At 67.7% G+C, this 21,121-nt stretch carries 19 protein-coding genes and 1 riboswitch; of the genes, 13 read left to right on the top strand and 6 right to left on the bottom strand.

What is annotated here, in order from left to right; genetic code table 11:
- The first annotated feature begins 62 nt into the window (after positions 1-62).
- Positions 63-1,358 carry an ammonium transporter gene (locus tag NF556_RS18410; protein WP_252592651.1) on the top strand — a complete coding sequence of 432 codons (1,296 nt, stop codon included), beginning with the start codon at positions 63-65 and terminating at the stop codon, positions 1,356-1,358.
- A gap of 160 nt (positions 1,359-1,518) precedes the next feature.
- On the opposite strand, the gene NF556_RS18405 is transcribed toward NF556_RS18410, so the two are convergent.
- The gene (locus NF556_RS18405) at positions 1,519-2,070 is read right to left on the bottom strand and encodes a MarR family winged helix-turn-helix transcriptional regulator (RefSeq protein ID WP_252592650.1); all 552 of its coding nucleotides are present in this window, start codon (positions 2,068-2,070) and stop codon (positions 1,519-1,521) included.
- Positions 2,071-2,243: 173 nt separating this feature from the next.
- On the opposite strand from NF556_RS18405, the gene NF556_RS18400 reads away from it, so the two are divergent.
- From NF556_RS18400 to NF556_RS18385, 4 genes are all read left to right on the top strand, one after another.
- A complete protein-coding gene (locus NF556_RS18400; RefSeq protein WP_252592649.1) occupies positions 2,244-4,115 on the top strand; it encodes an ABC transporter ATP-binding protein in 1,872 nt (623 codons plus the stop codon).
- 69 nt (positions 4,116-4,184) lie between these two features.
- Positions 4,185-4,616, top strand: coding sequence for an iron chaperone (locus NF556_RS18395; protein WP_252592648.1), 432 nt, complete (start codon positions 4,185-4,187; stop codon positions 4,614-4,616).
- 88 nt (positions 4,617-4,704) lie between these two features.
- On the top strand, positions 4,705-5,106 hold the full coding sequence (locus tag NF556_RS18390) for a cold-shock protein (protein ID WP_252592647.1): 402 nt from the start codon (positions 4,705-4,707) through the stop codon (positions 5,104-5,106).
- Positions 5,106-5,849 carry a DUF3027 domain-containing protein gene (locus NF556_RS18385; RefSeq protein WP_252592646.1) on the top strand — a complete coding sequence of 248 codons (744 nt, stop codon included), beginning with the start codon at positions 5,106-5,108 and terminating at the stop codon, positions 5,847-5,849. The genes NF556_RS18390 and NF556_RS18385 overlap by 1 nt, the downstream gene beginning before the upstream one ends.
- 28 nt (positions 5,850-5,877) lie before the next feature.
- On the opposite strand, the gene NF556_RS18380 is transcribed toward NF556_RS18385, so the two are convergent.
- Entirely contained in the window at positions 5,878-6,144 is a 267-nt protein-coding gene (locus tag NF556_RS18380) for a DUF2530 domain-containing protein (protein ID WP_252592645.1), read from the bottom strand.
- Positions 6,145-6,162: 18 nt separating this feature from the next.
- Here NF556_RS18380 and NF556_RS18375 point away from each other — a divergent pair, with 18 nt between their 5' ends.
- From NF556_RS18375 to NF556_RS18350, 6 genes are all read left to right on the top strand, one after another.
- Entirely contained in the window at positions 6,163-7,632 is a 1,470-nt protein-coding gene (locus NF556_RS18375) for an NCS2 family permease (protein WP_252592644.1), read from the top strand.
- 149 nt (positions 7,633-7,781) lie between these two features.
- Positions 7,782-8,228, top strand: a complete 447-nt coding sequence (locus NF556_RS18370) for a MarR family winged helix-turn-helix transcriptional regulator (RefSeq protein WP_252592643.1) — start codon at positions 7,782-7,784, stop codon at positions 8,226-8,228.
- A gap of 5 nt (positions 8,229-8,233) precedes the next feature.
- A complete protein-coding gene (locus NF556_RS18365) occupies positions 8,234-9,508 on the top strand; it encodes an MFS transporter (protein ID WP_306237978.1) in 1,275 nt (424 codons plus the stop codon).
- Between the two features lie 91 nt (positions 9,509-9,599).
- Positions 9,600-11,426 carry a gamma-glutamyltransferase family protein gene (locus tag NF556_RS18360; protein ID WP_252592641.1) on the top strand — a complete coding sequence of 609 codons (1,827 nt, stop codon included), beginning with the start codon at positions 9,600-9,602 and terminating at the stop codon, positions 11,424-11,426.
- A gap of 39 nt (positions 11,427-11,465) precedes the next feature.
- A complete protein-coding gene (locus tag NF556_RS18355; RefSeq protein ID WP_252592640.1) occupies positions 11,466-12,803 on the top strand; it encodes an MFS transporter in 1,338 nt (445 codons plus the stop codon).
- A gap of 1,173 nt (positions 12,804-13,976) precedes the next feature.
- The gene (locus NF556_RS18350; protein ID WP_252592639.1) at positions 13,977-15,464 is read left to right on the top strand and encodes a hypothetical protein; all 1,488 of its coding nucleotides are present in this window, start codon (positions 13,977-13,979) and stop codon (positions 15,462-15,464) included.
- Positions 15,465-15,466: 2 nt separating this feature from the next.
- On the opposite strand, the gene NF556_RS18345 is transcribed toward NF556_RS18350, so the two are convergent.
- Positions 15,467-15,991 (bottom strand): hypothetical protein, encoded by a 525-nt coding sequence (locus NF556_RS18345; RefSeq protein ID WP_252592638.1) that lies wholly within the window; start codon positions 15,989-15,991, stop codon positions 15,467-15,469.
- Positions 15,992-16,054: 63 nt separating this feature from the next.
- Here NF556_RS18345 and pdxH point away from each other — a divergent pair, with 63 nt between their 5' ends.
- The gene (gene pdxH, locus NF556_RS18340) at positions 16,055-16,747 is read left to right on the top strand and encodes a pyridoxamine 5'-phosphate oxidase (RefSeq protein ID WP_252592637.1); all 693 of its coding nucleotides are present in this window, start codon (positions 16,055-16,057) and stop codon (positions 16,745-16,747) included.
- Positions 16,748-16,754: 7 nt separating this feature from the next.
- On the opposite strand, the gene NF556_RS18335 is transcribed toward pdxH, so the two are convergent.
- Together NF556_RS18335 and NF556_RS18330 are read right to left on the bottom strand one after the other, a co-directional pair.
- Entirely contained in the window at positions 16,755-17,537 is a 783-nt protein-coding gene (locus NF556_RS18335) for a DUF305 domain-containing protein (RefSeq protein ID WP_252592636.1), read from the bottom strand.
- 2 nt (positions 17,538-17,539) lie between these two features.
- Complete coding sequence (locus tag NF556_RS18330) at positions 17,540-18,241, bottom strand: thioredoxin-like domain-containing protein (protein WP_252592635.1); 702 nt, start codon at positions 18,239-18,241, stop codon at positions 17,540-17,542.
- 144 nt (positions 18,242-18,385) lie between these two features.
- Here NF556_RS18330 and NF556_RS18325 point away from each other — a divergent pair, with 144 nt between their 5' ends.
- Positions 18,386-19,081, top strand: a complete 696-nt coding sequence (locus tag NF556_RS18325; RefSeq protein ID WP_252592634.1) for an iron-dependent transcriptional repressor DtxR — start codon at positions 18,386-18,388, stop codon at positions 19,079-19,081.
- 103 nt (positions 19,082-19,184) lie between these two features.
- On the opposite strand, the gene NF556_RS18320 is transcribed toward NF556_RS18325, so the two are convergent.
- Complete coding sequence (locus tag NF556_RS18320) at positions 19,185-20,465, bottom strand: IS110 family RNA-guided transposase (RefSeq protein WP_252592633.1); 1,281 nt, start codon at positions 20,463-20,465, stop codon at positions 19,185-19,187.
- A gap of 514 nt (positions 20,466-20,979) precedes the next feature.
- Positions 20,980-21,121: riboswitch (cyclic di-AMP (ydaO/yuaA leader) on the top strand.

The following is a 21,121-nucleotide window of genomic DNA, read 5'->3' as shown; positions in this document are numbered from 1 at the left end:
GGCCGGTCTTGACTGCCTCCAATGGCGTGACTCCGGGTCGCGCCCCGAGCTGGAGGCACGACATGGAACTGACTGCGACAGACGTCTGGGTGATGGCGTCCGCGGCGCTGGTGCTGCTGATGACACCCGGGTTGGCGTTCTTCTATGGGGGCATGGCGCGGGCCAAGGCGGCTCTGAACATGGTGATGATGAGCTTCGTCTCGATCGGGCTGGTCGGGGTGGTGTGGGTGCTGTGGGGCTATGGCATGTCCTCGGCTCCCGGCTTCCTGGGCGGGATCGTTGGCAACCCTGCTGCCGACTTCGGGCTGAGCGGGCACGTCGGGACCGGTGACCTGATCGGGATCGGTTTCGGAGCCACCTTCGCGATCATCACGGTCGCCCTGATCTCCGGGGCCGTCGCCGACCGCACCCGGTTCAGCGCCTGGACCGTCTTCGTCCCCGTGTGGGTGACCCTGGTCTACTGCCCTCTGGCCTACATGGTCTGGGGTGGCGGCCTGCTCTCCGCCGATGGTGCCATTGGTCGCACCTTCGGTGAGGCGATCGACTTTGCTGGCGGCACCGTGGTCCACATCAACGCCGGTGTCGCGGCCCTCGTGCTGGTCTATGTCCTGGGCCGCCGGGCCGGCTGGAGCAAGGGATTCCACCGACCCCACAACGTGCCGCTGGTGATGATCGGTGCTGCGCTGCTGTGGTTCGGCTGGTTCGGCTTCAACGGCGGCGCCGCGGGATCGGTCGAGGAGGCCGGCCTGATCTGGGTCAACACCCTGGCGGCCCCTGCCGCTGCGATGCTCGGCTGGATGTTGGTGGAACGGATCCGCGACGGCCGTCCGACCTCCATCGGTGCCGCGTCGGGCGTCGTCGCCGGCCTGGTCGCGATCACCCCCGCCTGCGCTGCCCTGAGTCCGTTGGGGTCGTTGGCGCTGGGCGTCGTTGCCGGTGCCGGTGCCGCGCTGGCGGTGGGACTGAAGTATCGCTTCGGCTATGACGACGCGCTCGATGTCGTCGGCGTGCACCTGGTCGCGGGCCTGATCGGCACCGTGGGCATCGGCTTCCTCGCTCTGCCGGTCGACGGGCAGGGCGGCGGCCTGTTCTATGGCGGGGGCTTCGACCAGCTCGTGGCGCAGGTGGTCGCTGCTGTCTTCACGATGGCCTTCACCGCGGTCCTGACCCTGCTGATCGCCCTGGCGATCGCTCGGACCATCGGCTTCCGCGTGTCCGAGGAGGACGAGGAGCGTGGGGTCGACCTGTCCGAGCACGCCGAGTTGGCCTATGAGTTTGGTGCCCTCGGTGGTCTGGCAGCCGATGGAGAGCGTGGGCCGACCGCGGACGCCGAGGCTCGGGAGGGCGCCAGCGTGTGAGTGGGAGGGTGCGTCGTGCAGGACCGGGCAGGGGTGACCGGTTGCGCACGACGGAGTCGGAACGTCGAGTGGGGGCGTCGTGCAGGACCGGGCAGGGGTGACCGGTCCTGCACGACGGTGATCACCCGCGGATCACCGAGATCACACGTGGATCAAACGGTCAGCGAGCGGCGGCCTCAAGCAGCGTCAGCAGCGAGGTGCGCAGTTGGGCACGGTCCGTCTCGCTGAGCTCCTCCAGGAGTGTCTCGGTCTGCGCCTTGCGCGCGGTCCGGATCTCGCGAGCGATCTCGCGCCCCTGGTCGGTCAGGCCGACGAACACGGCCCGGCGGTCGTCGGGATCGGCGGTGCGGGCCACCAGGCCCTGCGTCTCCAGGGCGTCGACGACCTCAGTCGCGGAACGCGGTGTGACCTGGAGCCAACCGGCCAGGCCTCCCATGCGCAGGCCACGGGAGACGCCGTCCTCATAGCCAGGGGCGCGACGCCGACCGCGGCGGCCCTCGCTGCGAGCGATGGCGCCCAGCGCGCGGGCCTGGTGTGGTGACAGGCCCCAGGGGGCGGTCTCGATGGCCGATCCGCGGCGCAGGTGACGCGCCAGGTGCTGGATCAGCTCGATCTCGGAGGCCTCAGTGGGGTCGAAGTCGTCGGGGGTTTTGTCGTGGGGGGCTTTGTCGTCGGGGGTCTTGTCGTCGGGGGTGTTGTTGTGGCGATGCATGCGTGCATCCCTTCTGCGGGTCCAGATCGAACGCTCTGTTGCTTGCGTGCGGACCGTCGCAGTGCAGACCCTAACAGATTTGTGTGGCAATAACAAAATGTGGTAACCTCACTATCGAAACAGACTCCCGGCCGGCACCGATGACCGGCCACCACACGAAAGGAGGGGTGCTCATGGAAGCCACTTTTGACTCCGCACCCCGCACCGGGGGACGCCACGACGCTCGACGTGGAGGCGCCCGCCTCGACCCCAAGGACAAGACCCAGCTGGCAGCTCACCCCGTGAGCGCGGCCCGGGTCCTCGCCCTCTTCCGCCCGCACCGCGTCACGCTGTTGACCGTGCTGGCGATCATCGTGACCAGCTCCGTGCTCGGACTGGCCACCCCGTTCCTCGCCAAGGCCCTCGTGGATGACGCGATCCCGCACCAGGACGTGCAGCTCCTGCTGATCCTGGTCAGCGCGATGGTCGGCGTCGCCGCGGTCAACGCCGTGCTCGGCGTCGTGCAGACCTGGATGTCGACCACCGTCGGCCAGGAGATCATGCACCGCCTGCGCACCGACGTCTTCACCAACCTGCAGCGCCAGAGCCTGTCCTTCTTCACCCGCACCCGCGGGGGAGAGGTGCAGTCCCGCCTGACCCACGACATCTCCGGCCTGCAGGGCGTGGTCACCTCGACCGCGACCAGCCTGGCCGGCAACATCGCCACGGTGGTCGGCACGCTGATCGCCATGGTCGCGCTGAGCTGGCAGCTGGCTCTGCTGTCCCTCATCGTGATCCCGCCGGCTGTGCTGATCAGCCGCTCGGTCGCCCGCCTGCGCCGCGACGCCACCGACAAGCGACAGAAGGCGCTCGCCGGCCTGCACGGCCAGGTCGAGGAGTCCCTGTCGGTCAGTGGCGCTCGCCTGAGCAAGACCCTCGGCGCCGGCCCCGCGCTGGCCGACCGCTTCTTTCGCACCTCCGACGGTCTGCTGGCGCTCGAGGTGGCCGTCCAGATCGCCGGTCGCTGGCGCACCGCCACGATGAGCATCATCTTTGCCGTCATCCCCGCGCTGATCTATCTGATCGCCGGACTGCCCGTCACCTCCGAGGGCATCACGATCGGCACCCTGGTCGCCTTCATCGCGCTGCAGGCCGGCATCTTCCGCCCCGTGATGGGCCTGCTGAACATCGGTGTCCAGGTGACCGCGTCGATGGCCCTGTTCAGCCGCATCTTCGAATACCTTGACCTCACGGCGGAGGTGCCTGAGCCGGCGGAGCCGGCCGACTTTGACCCGACGTATGCCGAGGGTGAGGTCTCCCTCGACAAGGTGACCTTTCGGCATACGGACGGGGGTCGCGACGCCCTGCGGGACGTCGACCTGACCGTCCCGGCCGGCACGCACCTGGCGATTGTCGGTGCCACCGGCTCCGGCAAGAGCACCCTGGCCGCGCTGATCAGTCGCCTCTATGACCCGACCGAGGGCGTCGTCCGGCTGGACGGGATCGACCTGCGCGAGCTGACCTCCCAGCAGCGGGCCGACGTCGTGGGCGTGGTGTCTCAGGAGACCTATCTGCTGCACGACTCCGTGCGCGAGAACCTGCGGTTTGCCCGCCCCGAGGCCACCGACGAGCAGATCGAGACGGCGGCCCGCGCGGCCCAGGTGCACGACGTGATCATGGCCCTGCCGCAGGGTTATGACACCGTCGTCGGTGCCCGCGGACACCGCTTCTCAGGCGGCGAGCAGCAGCGACTGGCCCTGGCCCGCACGCTGCTGCGCAACCCGAGGGTGCTGATCCTCGACGAGGCCACCAGTGCCCTCGACACGCGCACGGAGCTGGCCGTGCAGCGCGCGCTCGACGAGCTGGGGGAGGGGCGCACGGTGATCACGATTGCCCACCGCCTCTCCACCGTCCGCCACGCCGACCAGATCGTGGTGCTCGACCGCGGCGAGATCCAGGAGCGCGGCTCCCACGACCAGTTGATGGCAGCTGGCGGTGCCTATGCCGCGCTGGTGCGGGCCAGTGAGCGGGCCGACGAGGAGCTGCTCGAGGCGGCGCTCGTCTGATCACGAATGGAGAAGCGCTCAGGCTCCCTGACGTTCTAGCGTGGACAACACCCCACGAGAGGACATGTCATGGCCACCAAGGATGAGGACAGCACGAAGCTGTCCGCCCAGGAGAAGGCAGCGCTCAAGGAGCGCACGCGCGAGCTGAAGGCCGCCAAGAAGGGCGCCGAGGCCGAGCAGGCAGTGCTCGACGCGATTGCGGCGCTGTCAGAGGACGAGCGGCCCCTGGCCGAGCGGGTCCACGCCCTGATCAAGGAGGCAGCCCCGCACCTGGCGCCGAGGACCTGGTATGGCATGCCGGCCTATGCCAATGCCGACGGCAAGGTGATCTGCTTCTTCAAGGCCGCCTCGAAGTTTGATGTGCGCTATGCCGAGCTGGGCTTCAACGAGCTGGCGAACCTCGACGACGGCAACATGTGGCCGACGGTCTTCGCCATCGTCAAGCTGACCGAGGCCGACGAGAAGCGGATCGTGGAGTTGGTCAAGCAGGCCGCGAGCTGATCACCTGCGCCATCGAGGCGGAGATCGGGCCGCGAGACGATAACCTGGGACCTGCTTCCCCCACGCGACACGATCTAAGAGGTGCATGGTGCCCACGGGCAAGGTCAGGTTCTATGACGAGGAGAAGGGCTTCGGCTTCCTCTCCAGCGACGAGGGTCAGGACGTCTATGTCCATGCCTCGGTCCTCCCCACCGGCGTCAAGACGCTGGCTCGGGGCGCACGGGTGGAGTTCGACATTGCCCAGGGGCGCCGCGGCGACCAGGCACTGCACGTCCGGCTGCTCGAGCCCGCCCCGTCGGTCTCCCGCTCGATCGCGGTCCGCGACCGCAAGCCGGCCGAGGAGATGGCCGTGGTCATCGAGGACCTGATCAAGCTGCTCGACGACTCGTCCAACAGCCTGCGCCGTGGCCACTATCCCGACAAGCGGCTCTCCGGTGCGCTGGCCAAGAGCCTGCGCGCGGTTGCCGACCAGTTCGAGGCGGGCGCCTGATGGCGGTCCCCAAGCGGGATGCCGTCCTGGCCGCAGCGCAGGAGGCGGCCCGGGAAGCGGCCGTCGCCATCGCCGAGACCGGCACCGTGGGTGAGCACGTCGGCTTCGTCATGGACGAGGACCGCGTCGGCACCCACTACTTCGACTGCACCGCGGTCGCCTATCCCGGCTGGCGCTGGGCGATCACCGTGACCCGGCCCCCGCGGGGCCGCGCGGCCCTGATCAGCGAGACCCACCTGGTCGCCGGCGATGACGCGCTCCTCTCCCCGCAGTGGGTGCCGTATGCCGAGCGGCTGGCTCCCGGAGACGTCGGCCCCGGCGACGTGACCCCCAAGATCGACGACGACCCCCTGCTGGAGGGCGGCTTCGAGGCCACCGGCGAGGAGGACGTCGACCAGGTCGGATTCTTCGAGCTGGGCCTGGGACGCCCCCGCGTGCTCTCGGCGGAGGGTCGTGACGCTGCTGCGCAGCGCTGGTATGACGGCGAGCACGGCCCCGAGACCGACATCGCCCACAAGGCTCCGGCGCCCTGCAGCTCCTGCGGCTTCTTCGTGCCGATGGCCGGGGCCCTGCGCTCCGTCTTTGGTGTCTGCGCCAACGAGTGGTCGCCCAGCGACGGCAGTGTCGTCAGCCTCAACCACGGCTGTGGCGCGCACAGTGAGGTCGACATGGAGCGCTCCGAGCCCGAGCACATCGAGCCTCCGGTGCTCGACGACAACGTGCTGGAGATCGTCGAGAGCTGACGCTCAGGCGTCGGCTGCCACCTGAGGCTCAGGCGTCGGCTGCGTTGCCGCGGCCCCGGGCCAGATAGATGTGACCGAGGGCCCCGAGGCTCAGACCAGCCACGGGCACCCACACCCACCAGTGCCGATCGCCCTCGCGCAGCGCGGGGACCGCAAGCACCACCAGCAGCACGACCACCCACAGGGCCATGCCCCAGTGCAGGATCCTGAGGGTTGGCAGATTGGCCACCGGAGGGTCAATCTGAGGCAGGCCACCGCTCTGGGCGACGGCCTCCCTATCGGGAATGTCTGACATGGCCCTAATCTATGCGGCATGTCTGTCACCGCCGAAAAGGCGCCGAACGAGTCCGCCCTCCACCGCTATTTCAAGATCAGCGAGCGAGGCTCGAGCGTTGGCTCCGAGGTCCGCGGTGGTGTCGCGACCTTCTTCACGATGGCCTACATCGTGGTCCTCAACCCGCTGATCCTGACGAGTGTGCCGGACAGCACCGGTGCCTATCTGGCCGGTGGGGACCTGGCGATCATCGCCGCGACCACGGCCCTGGTTGCAGGGTTGATGACGATCCTGATGGGGGTCGTGGCCAACTATCCGCTGGGCCTGGCCGCGGGCCTGGGCCTGAACGCCGTCGTGACCTTCGGCATCGCCGGCCTCCCGGGGATGACCTGGGCTGACGCGATGGGTCTGGTGGTGCTCGAGGGCCTGGTCATCCTGCTGCTGGTCCTGACCGGCTTCCGTGAGGCCGTCTTCTATGCCGTCCCCGCCCAGCTCAAGATGGCCATCAGCGTCGGCATCGGTCTGTTCATCACCATCGTCGGCCTGGTCGACGCCGGGATCGTCCGCAAGCCCGCTGGTGCACCCCCCGTCGAGCTCGGCGTGGGCGGCTCGCTGATGGGCTGGCCCACCCTCGTCTTCGTGCTCGGGCTGGTCACCATCGTGGTGCTGCACGCCAAGAAGATCCAGGGCGCGATCCTCTACGGCATCATCGGGGCCACCGTGCTCGCCGTGATCCTGGAGGCGACCATCGGGATCGGTGGCCAGACCAATGCCGAGGGCGAGGTCACCAACCCCACCGGCTGGAGCCTGAACGTCCCGGCACTGCCCGACCAGTTGGCCCACCTGCCGAACTTCAGCCTGCTCGGTGAGTTCAACCTGCTCGGCTCGATCGAGCGCATCGGCATCGTCGCCGTGATCCTGCTCGTCTTCAGCCTGATGCTCGCCGACTTCTTCGACACGATGGGCACGATGGTGGCGGTCGGCGCCGAGGGTGACCTGCTCGACGAGGACGGCAACCCGCCCAACACGCGTCGCATCCTGATCGTCGACTCGATTGCTGCGGCAGCAGGTGGCGCGGCCGGCGTCAGCAGCAACACCTCGTTCATCGAGTCGGCCGCCGGTGTCGGAGAGGGCGCCCGCACGGGTCTGGCCTCCGTCGTGACCGGTGCCCTGTTCCTGGTGGCGACGTTCTTCTCGCCGCTGGTGTCGATGGTGCCCTACGAGGCGGCGACCCCCGCCCTGGTGGTTGTTGGCTATCTGATGATGCGCCAGGTCAAGGAGATCGACTGGGACGACCTGGAGATCGCCTTCCCGGCGTTCCTGACGATCGTGCTGATGCCGTTCACCTACTCGATCACCGCAGGCATCGGCGCCGGCTTCCTCGGCTTCGTCCTGCTCAAGGTCGTCCGCGGCAAGTCCAAGTCGGTCCACCCGCTGATGTGGGTGATCGCGGTGCTCTTCCTGATCTACTTCACCCTCGAGCCCATCCGCGACCTGCTCGGCGTCTGACCGCCGCCACGTTCGCCGACACTCCCTGCGTCGTGCAGAAGCGGTCACCGCTGCCCGCTCTGCACGACGGCGAGCGGCGAGGAATCGTTAGCAGAGGTAATGAGTTAAGGTAAAGACCGATCTCACCCTGCCACGACTCGAGGACCGCCGTGCCCGCCCAGCCAGACCCCAACTCACCGGAGAGCATCGTCCGCCTCGCGCACGACCTGCGCATCGCCTGCATGCGCGTCTCCCGACGCGTCCGGTTCGAGACGACGACTGGCGGGGTCGCGCCGCACCAGATGAGCGTGATCATCCGCCTGGCCGCGTCCTCGCAGACGTCAGGGGAGTTGGCGGCGATCGAGCGGGTGAGCGCCCCGAGCATGAGTCGCACCGTCGGCAAACTGGTCGAGCTCGGTCTGGTGGAGCGGGCCTCGGACGATGAGGACGGCCGCGTGGTCCGGCTCTCGCTGACTCCGGCAGGGCAGGAGCAGCTCGACGAGCACCGCGCCCGCCGCGATGCCTGGATGACCGAGCGCCTCGACGGTCTGACCGACGAGGAGCGTGAGCTGCTGTCCCGTGCGAGCGAGCTGCTGAACCGGGTGGTCGACCAGTGAGCACCATGTTCAGCTCGCTGTCCATCAAGAACTACCGCATCTACGCCGCCGGCGGCGTCATCTCCAACACCGGCACCTGGATGGGCCGCGTCGCCCAGGACTGGCTGGTCCTGACCCAGCTGACCAACAACTCCGCGCAGGCCCTGGGCATCGTGACCGGCCTGCAGTTCCTGCCCATGGTGCTCCTGGCCCCCGCCGCAGGAGCCGTGTCCGACCGCTTCGCCAAGCGCAAGGTCATGATCGTGACCCAGTCACTGATGGCCCTCACCGCCATGGCCATGGCGCTGCTCGTGATCACTGGGGTGGCCGAGCTCTGGCACATCTATCTGCTCGCCTTCATCCAGGGCTGCTCGGCCGCAGTCGACGGCCCGGCCCGGCAGGCCTTCGTCTCCGAGATGGTCCCGCCCACCCAGATCACCAACGCCGTGGGACTGAACAGCGCGTCCTTCAACAGCGGCCGCCTCATCGGCCCCGGCGCAGCAGGCCTGCTGATCGCCTGGATCGGCATCGGCCCGACCCTGATGGTCAACGCGTTCTCCTTCGTCGCGGTGATCTTTGCCCTCCTGGCGATGGACCCCACCCGGCTCACCCCCGCCCCCATCGCTGCTGGCAAGGGGCGCATTCGAGAGGGCCTGGCCTACGTCAAGCACCGCCCCGACCTCATCCTGATCATGACGCTGATCTTCATCCACGGCACCTTCGGGATGAACTTCCAGATCACCAACGCCCTGATGGCCACCGAGGTCTTCGGGCGGGGCGTGACCGACTACGGCATCGTCGGCTCCGTGATGGCGATCGGCTCGCTCGGCGGCGCGCTGCTCGCTGCCCGCCGGGAGAAGCCGAGGCTGCGGATCCTGCTCGGCTCGATGGGCGTGTTCTCCCTGTGCACCCTGTTCGTGGGCCTGTCGCCCAACTTCGTCACGTTCACCCTGCTGCTGATCCCGACCGGGCTCTCGGCGCTGACCGTGATGGTCACCGCCAACTCCATGGTCCAACTCAGCGTCGCGCCCGAGGTGCGTGGTCGGGTGATGGCGCTCTACATGGCCGTCTTCATGGGTGGCACTCCTCTGGGAGCACCGGTCATCGGCTGGATCGGGGAGACCTTTGGTGCACGCTGGACCATCCTGATCGCGACCGTGACGTGCGGCCTGGCCGTCTCTCTTGCGACCATCTATGTCATGCGCACCAATGACATCAGGATTCGCCTGCAGCGTGAGCGGGGCAACTGGCTCAGCGTGCAATACGGCACGACCGAGCCGCTCGCGGAGAAGGTCATCTGATGACGCCCCGCTCGCGCCGGGTCATCGTCCTGGTGGCGCTCGCGCTCTTCCTGGCCGCTGCCGTCCTGGCCGCTGTGGTGGACTGAGCGACATGGCTGACTTCACGACGCGCCCGACGCTGACCGGCACCTTCGGCATGGTCTCCAGCACGCACTGGATCGCCTCGCAGACGGCGATGGGGATCCTCGAGCAGGGGGGCAACGCCTTCGACGCAGCCGTCGCTGGCGGCTTCGTGCTGCACCTGGTCGAGCCGCACCTCAACGGCCCCGGGGGCGACCTGCCCGCGATCATCGCCACCGCTGACGACCCGACGCCGACCGTGCTGTGCGGCCAGGGCCCGGCCCCGGCGGGCGCGACCGTCGAGCACTTCCGCGCCCAGGGGATGGACCGGGTGCCCGGATCTGGACCGCTGGCCACGGCGGTCCCCGGAGCGGTGGACGCCTGGCTGCTCCTGCTGCGGGACCACGGCAGTATGCCGCCCGCTCAGGTCCTCGCGCCAGCGTGCCACTACGCGCGGCACGGCCACCCTCTGGTCGCCCGGGTGGGGGCGACGGTGGCGGCAGTGCAGGACCTCTTTGAGTCGGACTGGACCACCTCGGCCGACGTCTGGCTCTCCGGCGGACGACCGCCGCGGCCGGGGGAGCTGTTCCGCAACACGGCGTGGGCCGACACCCTCGATCGTCTGGTGGCCGCCGGGGAGGGTGCGGGCAACCGGGAGGCCCAGGTGGAGGCGGTGCGTGCCGCCTGGTCGCAGGGCTTCGTCGCCGAGGCGGTGGACGCGTTCGCCCGTCGTGCCTTCCGGCACTCCGACGGCCGCGTGCTGCCAGGGGTCCTCACCGGCCAGGACCTGGCGGACTACTCCGCCACCTGGGAGCCGGCGCTGACGCGGGAATGGCAGGGCCACACCATCGCCAAGACCGGCCCGTGGGGCCAGGGGCCAGCGCTGCTGCAGGTGCTGGGCATGCTCGACGCACTCGGGGACCCGCCCGACCCGGACACCGCCGACGGTGTGCACGCCGTCGCGGAGGCCTGGAAGCTGGCGATGGCCGACCGCGAGGCGTGGTTCGGCGACTCCGGTGATGAGCCGGTGCCCATCGACGATCTGCTCGACCCTGACTATCTGGCGCAGCGTGCATCGCTCATCGGTGCGGACGCCGATCGCACGGTCCGGCCCGGCTCGCCCGGTGGTCGCACGCCACGGATGGCAGCCTTCGCCGGGCTCACCGAGGTGGCTGGCGGTGGCCCGGGCGTCGGCGAACCCACGGTCACCCGTGAGCAGGCGCAACGCGAGGACCGGGGCGAACCCGATGTCGGCCCCGACGGGGTCACCCGTGGCGACACCTGCCACCTCGACGTCGTCGACCGCTGGGGCAACATGGTCTCGGCGACCCCCAGTGGTGGCTGGCTGCAGAGCTCGCCGGTCATCCCCGAGCTCGGCTTTCCGCTCGGCAGCCGCCTGCAGATGATGTGGCTCGAGCAGGGCCTGCCGTCCTCGCTGCGGCCCGGACGCCGACCGCGCACGACCCTGACGCCCACGCTCGTCCTGCGCGAGGGTCGTCCGGTGCTCGCGTGCGGCTCGCCGGGTGGTGACCAGCAGGACCAGTGGCAGTCCCTGTTCCTGCTGCGGCACCTGGCCCACGGCGCGACCCTGCAGGAGGCGATCGACGCCCCCGCCTTCCACACCACCAGCTTCCCGGGCTCGTTCGACCCGCGGATCACCGAGCCCGGCGTGCTCGTCGTCGAGGACCGGCTGCCCGAGACGGTCCGCTCCGACTTGCGTTCACGCGGGCACGACGTGCTGGAGCAGGGCCCGTGGAGCCTCGGCCGGATGTGCGCTGTGGCGCGCGACCCGGAGAGCGGCCTGTTGAGCGCCGGCGCCAACCCGCGCGGCATGCAGGGTTACGCCGTCGGCCGCTGACGGCCGGCACCTCGGCATACGTCTGGCAGGCTGACCCCCGTGACCGGACCGCAGCCCCCCAGCAGCGGCCCGTCGTCGACCCACCCGGCCCGGTATGCCGTGGGCATGTTCGGCACCTCGATCCCGATCAACATGATCAAGGGCTCGATCGTCCTGTTCTACGTCGACATGCTCGGGCTCGACGTGCGGCTCTACGGCATCGTCATGGTGGCCTACGCGATCATCGACGCGATCGACAACCCCGTCCTGGGCTTCCTGTCCGACCGCACCCGCACCCGCTGGGGCCGGCGCCGTCCGTGGCTGCTGGTCGGCGCCCCGGTCCTCGCGCTGGGCACGATCGCACTGTTCACGGTGCCCGAGTCGCTCGACGGAGCAGGGCTGGTCGTGTGGTTCGCGACCTTCGCCATCCTGTGCGAGGCCGCCGACTCCATGATCAACGCCAATTACGGGGCCCTGCTGCCCGAACTGTTCCCGCAGGAGAGTCGGCGGGCCGTGGCCAACGCGCTGCGCCAGGGCTTCCAGCTCCTGGCGCTCGTCGTTTCACTCGCACTCACACCGTGGCTGACGACCTCGGTGTTCGGCACCGAGGAGACCACCGAGGGCTTCACGATCACCGCGATCCTCTACGGCGTGCTGGCCTGCGCGGTCATCCTCTACATGACCCTCGGCGTCAGGGAGGACCCGCGGGCGGTCCACGCGCCGCGCACGCCCTTCCTGCCCACCGTGAGAGCGATCCTGACCAACCCGCGGTTCTGGCAGATCGGGGTCGTCAGCGCCTGCTACCTGTCCGCGATGGGGCTGGTGCTCACCGGCGTCCAGCTCTATGTCCGCTATTCCCTGGGCCTTGAGGTCGCCTACGCCCTCTATCTCCAGGGCGTGGTCATCCTCGCCACGGTCGGGTTCCTGGCGGTGTGGGCGAAGGTGGTGCGGGTCAAGGGTGCTCCCTTCACCTGGCGCCTGTCGCTGGTGCTGCTGACCCTGGGCTTCGTCCCGCTCTATCTCGCCCACGACCTGATCACCGCCATCCTGGCCGGCCTGTGCCTGGGGGTCGGCTATGGCGGCATGCTGGCCAGCAACGACCTGGTCATCGCCCGTGTGCTCGACGAGGACACCGCGGTCCACGGCGCCCACCGGGAGGGCATCTTCCTGGCCGCGTTCGGCTTCTTCGGCCGGCTCTCCGGGGCTGTTGCGGGCGTCGCGCTGGCCTCGCTCGGTGCGTTGTTCGGCTACTACTCCGGCGATGATCCCGGCGGTCAGGCGGGCACGGCCTGGCGGGTCTATGTCTGCGTCTATCCGATGGTGCTCGCCGGGCTCGGTGCGGTGCTCAGCCTGCTGATCCAGGTGCCGACTAATCATCGGGAACATCCGCGACTGTAGGCACAACAACAACACGACGCAGCGAAGTGGATCGCGGAAATATGTTTGACAACTCAAGTGTTGACAGAAGTCCCAGCTGCCGATACCGTGATTATAGTGCCCTGACTGAAGGGGTCTGGGGGCACAACCACAAGGAGTATTCCATGCTCAAGCGAATGGTTGTTGCGGTAGTTGCGACTGTCGGGCTCTTGTTTGGCTTCGCTGGCGCCGCTGTTGCTGCAGAGTATGACTCTGGCTCAGTTACCTGTGAACTCTACGAAGACGCCTATGCCACGGGAACGGGTGTTGGCACGATCGGTTTGCGCGCACCAGGGGCGAGTTCCTGGTGGTACTCGTCTTTCAATAACTATGAGCGCTCTTACAGCGCCACCGTGTACAAGGACGGGGGTAGTTGGTCTGCATCTGCATCTGTTTCAATAAATGCTCCCAGAACCTTCGGTTCGTGCCGCTGACATCATCTGCCGCACGCCAGGCTCAAGTTTCGGAGCACCACCTCGCAATGTGCCCTGACGATACGCCACGCCGTTCGGGATGGTGGATTGTGCTGACGGTTGTCGTGACGCTGTGCGCAGGATTCCTTGTGGCGTGCACTCAAGTACCCGCGGAGGAGGCGGAATCTGCAGCGCCGCCCGACCGGGCAGGGGAGTTGCAGGCTGGGCGAGAGGCGGATGGCCGATTTCATCTCTGCATGGAGGAACGCGGTTTTGTCATCGACCGCAACTCTGATGGTTCGGTGTCAATCAGCGATGCACCCGGTGATACTAGCGGGATATTAACGCACGAGGCGGCAGAGGAATGCCAAGAGGAAGCAGGCTATCCTGAGGTTGCTCCGTTGGATGAAGGGGAGCTCAGGGTGCTCTACGAGTCATCTTTGGCTACTTTGGAGTGCCTCAAGGAGCAGGGCTTCTCGCCGCACGGTCCTGACTCGTGGGAGCGCTTCTTGGCAGAGTGGAAAGCTAGGGTCGGAGGCTCCGACGTGACGCCGTGGTCGCCATACGAGGGTATCGTGGAGATGGATTCGGCACTGCACGCCTGTCCGGAGCCGCAGCCTTGGGATACCGACGGACGCTAGGCGTGTCGCGGCGAGCTCGATATCGAGAATTCTACGTAGCGCTGCAGGTGGCGACGAGGAGTTACGGGCGCTTCGTGCGTCTCCTGGTATTCGCTGCGCTGATGTTCGTGGTGGCTGTCGCCCTCGTGGCACCCAGGAACTCCTGGTTCGTCTTCGATCGCGGCCTCGTCTTGACGACGTTCATCGGAGTGTTGCTGCTCGGCCTTTTGTTCCAGAGGGGACGCACGTTGGCCGCGTGGCAGGCGCGCCGACCGCTGCTCGCGCTCTGCCTAGGTGGCGCCCTCGTGGCAGTCGGTACGACTACCTACGCCTTCTCGGCCGTGATCTCCTATGGTTGGGATGCCGGCGCGGTCGCCAATGCCGCAGAGACTCTCTCGCAAGACCGACACCTCAGCGATCACGTGCTGGACTACTTCGCGCGCTTTCCAAATAATGTGCCACTGCTTGCCCTAGAAATGTTAATTGTCGACCTCGGCCATGCGGTGGGGTTCTCCCCGACCATGAGTCTCGTGCTCTTCCAGGTGTTTTGCGTGGTGGTTGTCTCGATGTGCATAGGGTGTATCGCTTCGCTGCTGAAAGAGCCAGAATGGATCCTGCCTATTCAGGGGATAATTCTGGTATTGCTCGGGCTGACACCCATGGTTGCAGTGCCATACTCGGACCTCCCTGCCGCGGTCTGCGTCGCCGCGGGTGTCACCGCCATGGCAGCGCTCTTTCGATGTCGATCGGGGAGTGGATTCTACGTTTTGTGCTCCGTGGGAGGATGTGTTCTCGCTTTCGCCGTAGTTCTTAAAGTCTATACCGTGGCACTGGTGCTTGGTTGCGGTGTCGGGGTAGTAGCGGCCATCATATTGGTACGGTCACAACGACTTCGCACGCGATATCTCCATGGTGCGGTATCCGCTAGCGCGGTTTTTCTACTTGCTTTCATGGCAAGTTCCTCGGTGGCTGAATCGTATACGGGCCTGGATGATAGGGTACTGAGTGAGGTGCGGGAGCCGTTCCCTGCCGTGATGTGGCTGGCTTCCGGCACATACGACACGAAGGACGCCTCGCCAGTGAGGCGCTATGGTGCATACCGCCAAGAGATGGTCGATGCGACCGCCGCTATCGACGACCAACGGGAACGTCGCGACATGCTGTGGGACAGGGTCGAGTCGAATATCACTTCTCAAGGATTTGTTGCGACCGCACGATTCTTTGTGATGAAGGTGGCCTGGACGTGGGCCGACGGTACGTTCTGGGCGTCGGGAGAGGGTCTAGATAGCCGACAGAAGCCGCAGCCCGTCTTCAACACCCTGGCTCCGCTGTCCGAGGTCGCCGTTGCCAGTGGCTCCCTCTATCCAGTGAAGGCCGCCGTCAGTCAAGGATTCTGGCTGGCCGTGCTGGCGCTGCTGGGGTACTCATTGCTCAGGATGCGACCGGGCGTTCTCGAGACCGCGCTGTGCACCACGCTGGTCGTTGTCGGCGGTTACCTGATGCTCTTCGAGGCCCGACCCCGCTACGTGGTTGCGATGGTCCCAGTCATCGCCGCCCTTCTGCTGGTGGCAAGAGCGCGGGGGCCGAAGGAAGCCGACCCCTGGGCGTGACTTCACAGCTGGCGGTCGGCCTCCTCCGTCCCACCCGTGACCTCGCCCCGCACGATGCGGCCCGGGGCGACGGGGGAGTCAGGGGTATGCGGACCGGTCGCCGGCTCCTGACGCGGCACCCGGGCGGTGGCCCCCTTGGTGCGCCGTCGGGGCCGCGGCACCTTGACCATCACGGTGCTGTCCTGGGGGAGCACCCGCTTGCTCAGGTCGGCCCGGTCCAGGAGCTCCTCGAAGTCCGCCTGTGCCGGGGGGTGGACGGCGATCGGGTCGTCACCGGAGAAGACCACCCAGTGCGCCGTGTTGAGGTGGAAGACCTGCAACACCGAGCCGTCGATCACGGTGGCGGCGTGGGCCATCGCCTTTTTGCGCTGGTTGCCCTTGGCCACCTTGTCCTGGACGAACTTCTCGGCCGGCTCGCGCTGGCTCTTCACCTGCTCCCACACGACGGGGCCCCACCGCTGAGCAGCAGTGACAGCGATTGGCCCGTACTTGATGAGCCGACCCGCCGCCTTGCCCTTGCCTGCCATGGTGCGCCTCCTCGCCACGAAACCCGTTGACCACCCACCCTAAGCGGGCCGCATACTGAGGGCATGGCCAGTGATGAGGTGAGAGCAGTGCTGCGGACGGACTATGCAGGGTCCGGGCTGGGGGAGGAGCAGTTGGCCGCCACACCCTTCCAGCAGATCAGCCGGTGGGTCGAGGAAGCCCGCGCGCGCCAGGAGGAGCAGGGGGACGTGCCCGAGCCCGATGCGCTCTCGGTCGCGACCGTGGACGAGGACGGTCCGGACGTGCGCACCGTCCTGATGCGCTTCCTGGACCCGCGCGGGCCGGGCTTCGTCACCAACCTGCAGTCGACCAAGGGACGGCAGTTGGCGGGCAACCCGCGGATCGCGGCGAGCCTGACCTGGCCGAGCATGTTCCGGGCCGTCCGATTCCGCGGCACCGCAGAGCTGGTGGACCGGGCCGAGGTGGAGACCTACTTCCAGCAGCGGCCGTGGGGCTCGCGGGTCAGCGCCTGGGCCTCGGACCAGTCACAGCCCGCCGGAGGGCGGGAGCAACTCGAGGCGACCTATGCGGAGTATGCCGCTCGGTTCCCTGACCACGGACGTCCCGAGGACGTGCCGGTGCCCGAGCACTGGGGCGCGGTGCGGGTCAGGGCTGACCAGGTGGAGTTCTGGGCCGGCCGCATCAACCGGCTCCACGACCGCCTGGTGCTCGCCCGCGTGGGCGACGGGGACCTGGACGACGCAGCCTCCTGGGCAGTGACCCGGCTGCAGCCCTGAGGCGAGCTCAGTGGTTGTGGCCGCCGGTGTCGTCCGCTGAGTCGTCCTCGCCGTGGCCCATGTCGTCATGGTCCATCGGCTCGCCCTGCTCGGCCACCCCCACCGTCATCCCGGACTGCTCCTGGGACTGCTCGCCACGCTCCTCGAGCATGCCGAGCATGAGGTCGATCTCGGACTCCTGACCGTTGACCATGGCGGCAGCCAGGCGCTTCACCTCGCCGTCGACGCCCAGATCCACCGCAGCCTCGGCCATCTCGACGCCAGCGATGTGGTGGGTGGTCATCAGCTGGAGATAGAGCACGTCGGCCGCCTCGCCGTCAGCGGCCCGCAGTGACTCCATCTGCTCGGGGTTGGCCATGCCGGCCATCGGGGCGCCCTCCACCATGTGCATGGAGTGGTCCACGGGATCCATCCAGTCCATCCGGTCGCCGGGGCGTGCCATCGGCAGGCCCCAGGTGCGGATCCAGCCCTCCATCTGCCCCTGCTGGTTGCCCTGCGTGGAGGCGATGTCGGTGGCCAGCGCGCGCACGCCCTCGTCCTCGGTGGTCTGCAGCACCTCCAACGACATCTCGACGGCCTGCGCGTGGTGCTCGCCCATGTCCCGGGCAAAGCCGGCCGCGACGCTCTCGTCCCCCGGCGTCGAGTTGCCGAAGACCAACCAGCCCAGCTGGGTCCCGAGGATGAGGCCAATGACCGCCACGCCCGTGATCAGGCCGATGCCGACCCCACCGAAGCGCGATGACTGCCGGGCGGAAGGCTCCGAGGTCTCGTCGTCTGCGGCGGCGCCCAAGGTCAGCCGCCGACCCGGTCCACGGAGGTGCCGCCGCTGCAGGCCGCTCCGGGCTCCGGTGTCTGCGGTCCCTGCCGCCAGTCGCGGATGAACTGCTCGATGCGGGTGTCGCTGGCGGACTCGACCCCGAGCTGACGTCCCCAGGCGGTTGCCATGACCGGATACTCCTGGTCCTCGTAGGGCGAGAGGAGGACGAACTCCTGGGAGGCCAGGTCGCGCAGCGCGTCCAGGTCGCCCTCGGCGATGCCCGGCTGGTACGTCAGCCAGATCGCGCCGTGCTCCAACGAGTGGACGGCGTGGTGGCTGGGGACCGGCTCCTCATAGATGCCACAGTTCAGCCAGATCGAGTTGTGGTCGCCGCCGACCGGCGGGTGTTGCTGATACTCCACGGCTGTCTGCACGTGGTTGCGCCCCAGGTCGTCGCTGGGGTCGTCCAACTCGTCATAGGTCACGACCGCGCCCATGCCCGGGCGGTTGTTGTTCTGGTCGATGACTGCCCAGGCCACCAACCCGCCGATCAGGACCAGGACCAGGGCGAGGGCGATCCAGATCACCGAGGTGCTCCGGCGGCCCTTGGCGCTGGCCTTCTTCTGGATGGCGGCGACCCGCGCCTGGCGGTCGGCGGCCGCTCCCTGGGGGGCCTTGCCGCCCTTCTTCTTGCCGCCCTTGGGGGCATTGCTGGTCGAACGGTCCGGCCTGGGCATGGTTCTCCTGCAGTCGTGGGATTCGCCGACCCATGCTAACCGTTGAAACGGCAAGGAATGGTCTGGGCTGCTCACGGCGTTGGTATATCCGTCGCCCTCAGTAGGATCAGGGCCAGACCTTGAGTTGCCACGGAGGGCCCAGCCATGACTGACCTGATCGACACCACCGAGATGTATCTGAAGTCCATCCTCGAGCTCGAGGAGGACGGGGTGGTGCCCCTGCGCGCGCGGATCGCCGAGCGACTCGGCCACTCCGGGCCCACCGTCTCCCAGACCGTGGCCCGCATGGAGCGCGACGGGCTGGTGAACCTGATGGACGACCGACACCTGAAGTTCACCGAGCACGGGCGTCGCACGGCCGTGCGCGTGATGCGCAAGCACCGGCTGGCTGAGCGCCTGCTCGTCGACGTGATCGGCCTCGATCTCGCGCACGTGCACGAGGAGGCCTGCCGCTGGGAGCACGTGATGAGCGATCAGGTCGAGCAGCGGATCCTGACGATCATCAAGGACCCCCTCGTCTCGCCCTACGGCAACCCGATCCCGGGGCTGTCTGAGCTTGATCCAGAGTTCGCTGCGACTGGCACGGCAGGCGGGCAGCACCTGATCGACGTGCTGACCGACGAGGCCGACCTCACGGTCGAGGTCGTGCGCATCGGTGAGCCGGCTCAGGTGGAGCCAGACGTGTTGGCCCTGCTCGGCGAGGCCGGCGTCGCCCCGGGCCAGCAGATCAGGGCGCGGACCGAGGGGGATCGCGTCGTTGTCACAGGCGCGGGAGAGGGCGACACGGCCGTCTCCCTGCCCCACGACGTGGCCTCGCACATCTTCGTGACCACGCCCTGAGGGCAGTCATCGGGGCAGATCTTCTCTAGTCCGAGAATGGGACTCAGCAGGCGCGCGACAGCTTCCGGCGGAGCGCAGCGGAGCCGGATGGGGTGTGGGTGGGTCAGGCGGCTGGTTCGATGGTGACGGTGTAGCCGAGTGCTTCGAGGGCTTTGACGTGGTTGCGGCGTTTGGCGGCGGTGGAGACTCGTCGGTCGTAGTAGTCGGCGCCGAGGTCGATGAAGTGGGCCTCGGGGTCGGACAGGAGTTGCCAGATGATGACCAGGATCGATCGTCCCAGGGCGACGATGGCCTTCTTCTTCCCACGTCTTCGGGCGATGTTTCGGTAGCGGGCACCGAGGAAGGTGTGGGTGCGGGCAGCAGCGACGGCGGCGTCGCCCAGGACGCGGGCCAGGTAACGGTTGCCGTGTCCGGTGGACCCGTTGCCCTTGGTCTTGCCAGCGCTGGACTTGATCCCGGGGGCGAACTTGGCCCAGGACGCCAGGTGGCCAGCGGTGGGGAACCTGGTCATGTCGGTGCCGATCTCGGCCAGGATGATCGCGGCAGCGGTCGGGCCGATCCCGGGGATCTCATCGAGGCGGGTCACGTCGTCACCGAAAGGGGCGATCATCACCTCGATCTCGGTATCGAGGTCGGCGATGTCGGCGTCGGTGCGGTCGATCCGTTCCAGCATCCTGGCCAGCAGGAACCGGTGATGCTCATCGAAGGTCCCGACCTGCAGCCCGGCGAAGGCCTCCCGCAGCAGCTTGATCTTGGGACGCATCCGCGTGCGGGCCATGTCCGCCAGCTTGACGGGGTCGCGTTCGCCAGCCAGCAGCGCGGCCAGCATCGCCCGGCCCGACACACCGAAGATGTCGCTGGCCACTACCGACAGTTTGATGCAGGCATCCTCCAGCAGCTTCTCGACCCGGTTCTTCTCCGCACCACGGACCTCGACCAGGTCGACCCGGTAACGAGTCAGGTCCCGCAACCGGCGGATCGGGGCCGGTGGTACGAAGCTGGGGCGCAGCATCTGTCGTTCGGCGACCTTGCACAACCACACCGAGTCCAGCACGTCCGTTTTGGGTCGTCCGGGCAGGTGGCGCACGTCTTTGGCGTTGACCAGCCACGGGTTCAGCCCGTGGGCCTCGAACAGGTAGAAGGGCGCCCGCCAGTAGTCGCTCGTGGCTTCCATCACGACGCGTTCGATGCCGAGTTCGACGGGTCGTTCGGCCAACTCGCTCAACGAGCCGACCATCGTGGAGTGTGTGCTGACCTCCTGCACTCTCCGTTTGCCTCCCGGTGGTGCTGGGAGTCGTACGCAGCACACGATCTCGGCCTTGCCGATATCCAACGCTGCGACCCGCTCGATGATCTGCTCATCGTCTTGTGACTCTGTGAACACCTCTCGACCTCCTGGTCAGATCACTTCGGATAGAAGCGACCGCCCGGGGGGACCACCAGGGCAAACCAGCGAATCTAGTCCTCGCGCTCACACCGGACACCGAACCGGCGTCCGGATCGGCAGCATTGAAGAGCCCACCATGTGGTTCCCGCACCCGGCTAGACGACGGCCTCGAGGGACCATAGGGAACAACGGCGTCACCGGACGGCCGCACCACCATTCTCCGCCCGGAACGGGCGCCCCGCCAGGGGCACTTTGGCTAGACGTCTGGGGACACCTGGACGTTGCGCTGTTGTGATGTGAACTCCCTCACAGGAACCCTGGGAGTTGTCCCAGGGTGCTCGACGTTCGTGCAGGTCAGTCGTCCACAGCCGCGCGAATGCCTGTTCTTTATCCACAGGACCTTTACCGAAACGTGACATTAGGTCGATCGGGTGTGTACTCTCGTTCCCGCTGCCTCTCCCCGGAGGCGCTCCACCCGCAGGCGCTGAGTCCTGTCACTGCGGGCGGATCTTTGAGAACACCGCTGGCAGGAGCGGGGGACCCAACCTTTGGGGCTTCGGCCCCTAGGGGCTAAGAGTTCCGGTTCGCCGGAGCTCCGGGCGCACTCCAGCCCGAGCCCGACAGCTCACCCCGCAAGCATTTGGAGAGGTACA

Source organism: Ornithinimicrobium faecis, from assembly GCF_023923225.1.
In the GTDB taxonomy this organism is placed as follows: Bacteria; Actinomycetota; Actinomycetes; order Actinomycetales; family Dermatophilaceae; genus Ornithinicoccus; species Ornithinicoccus faecis.
Note: the sequence above shows the minus strand (reverse complement) of the source record. Positions and strands in the feature narration are given on the sequence as shown.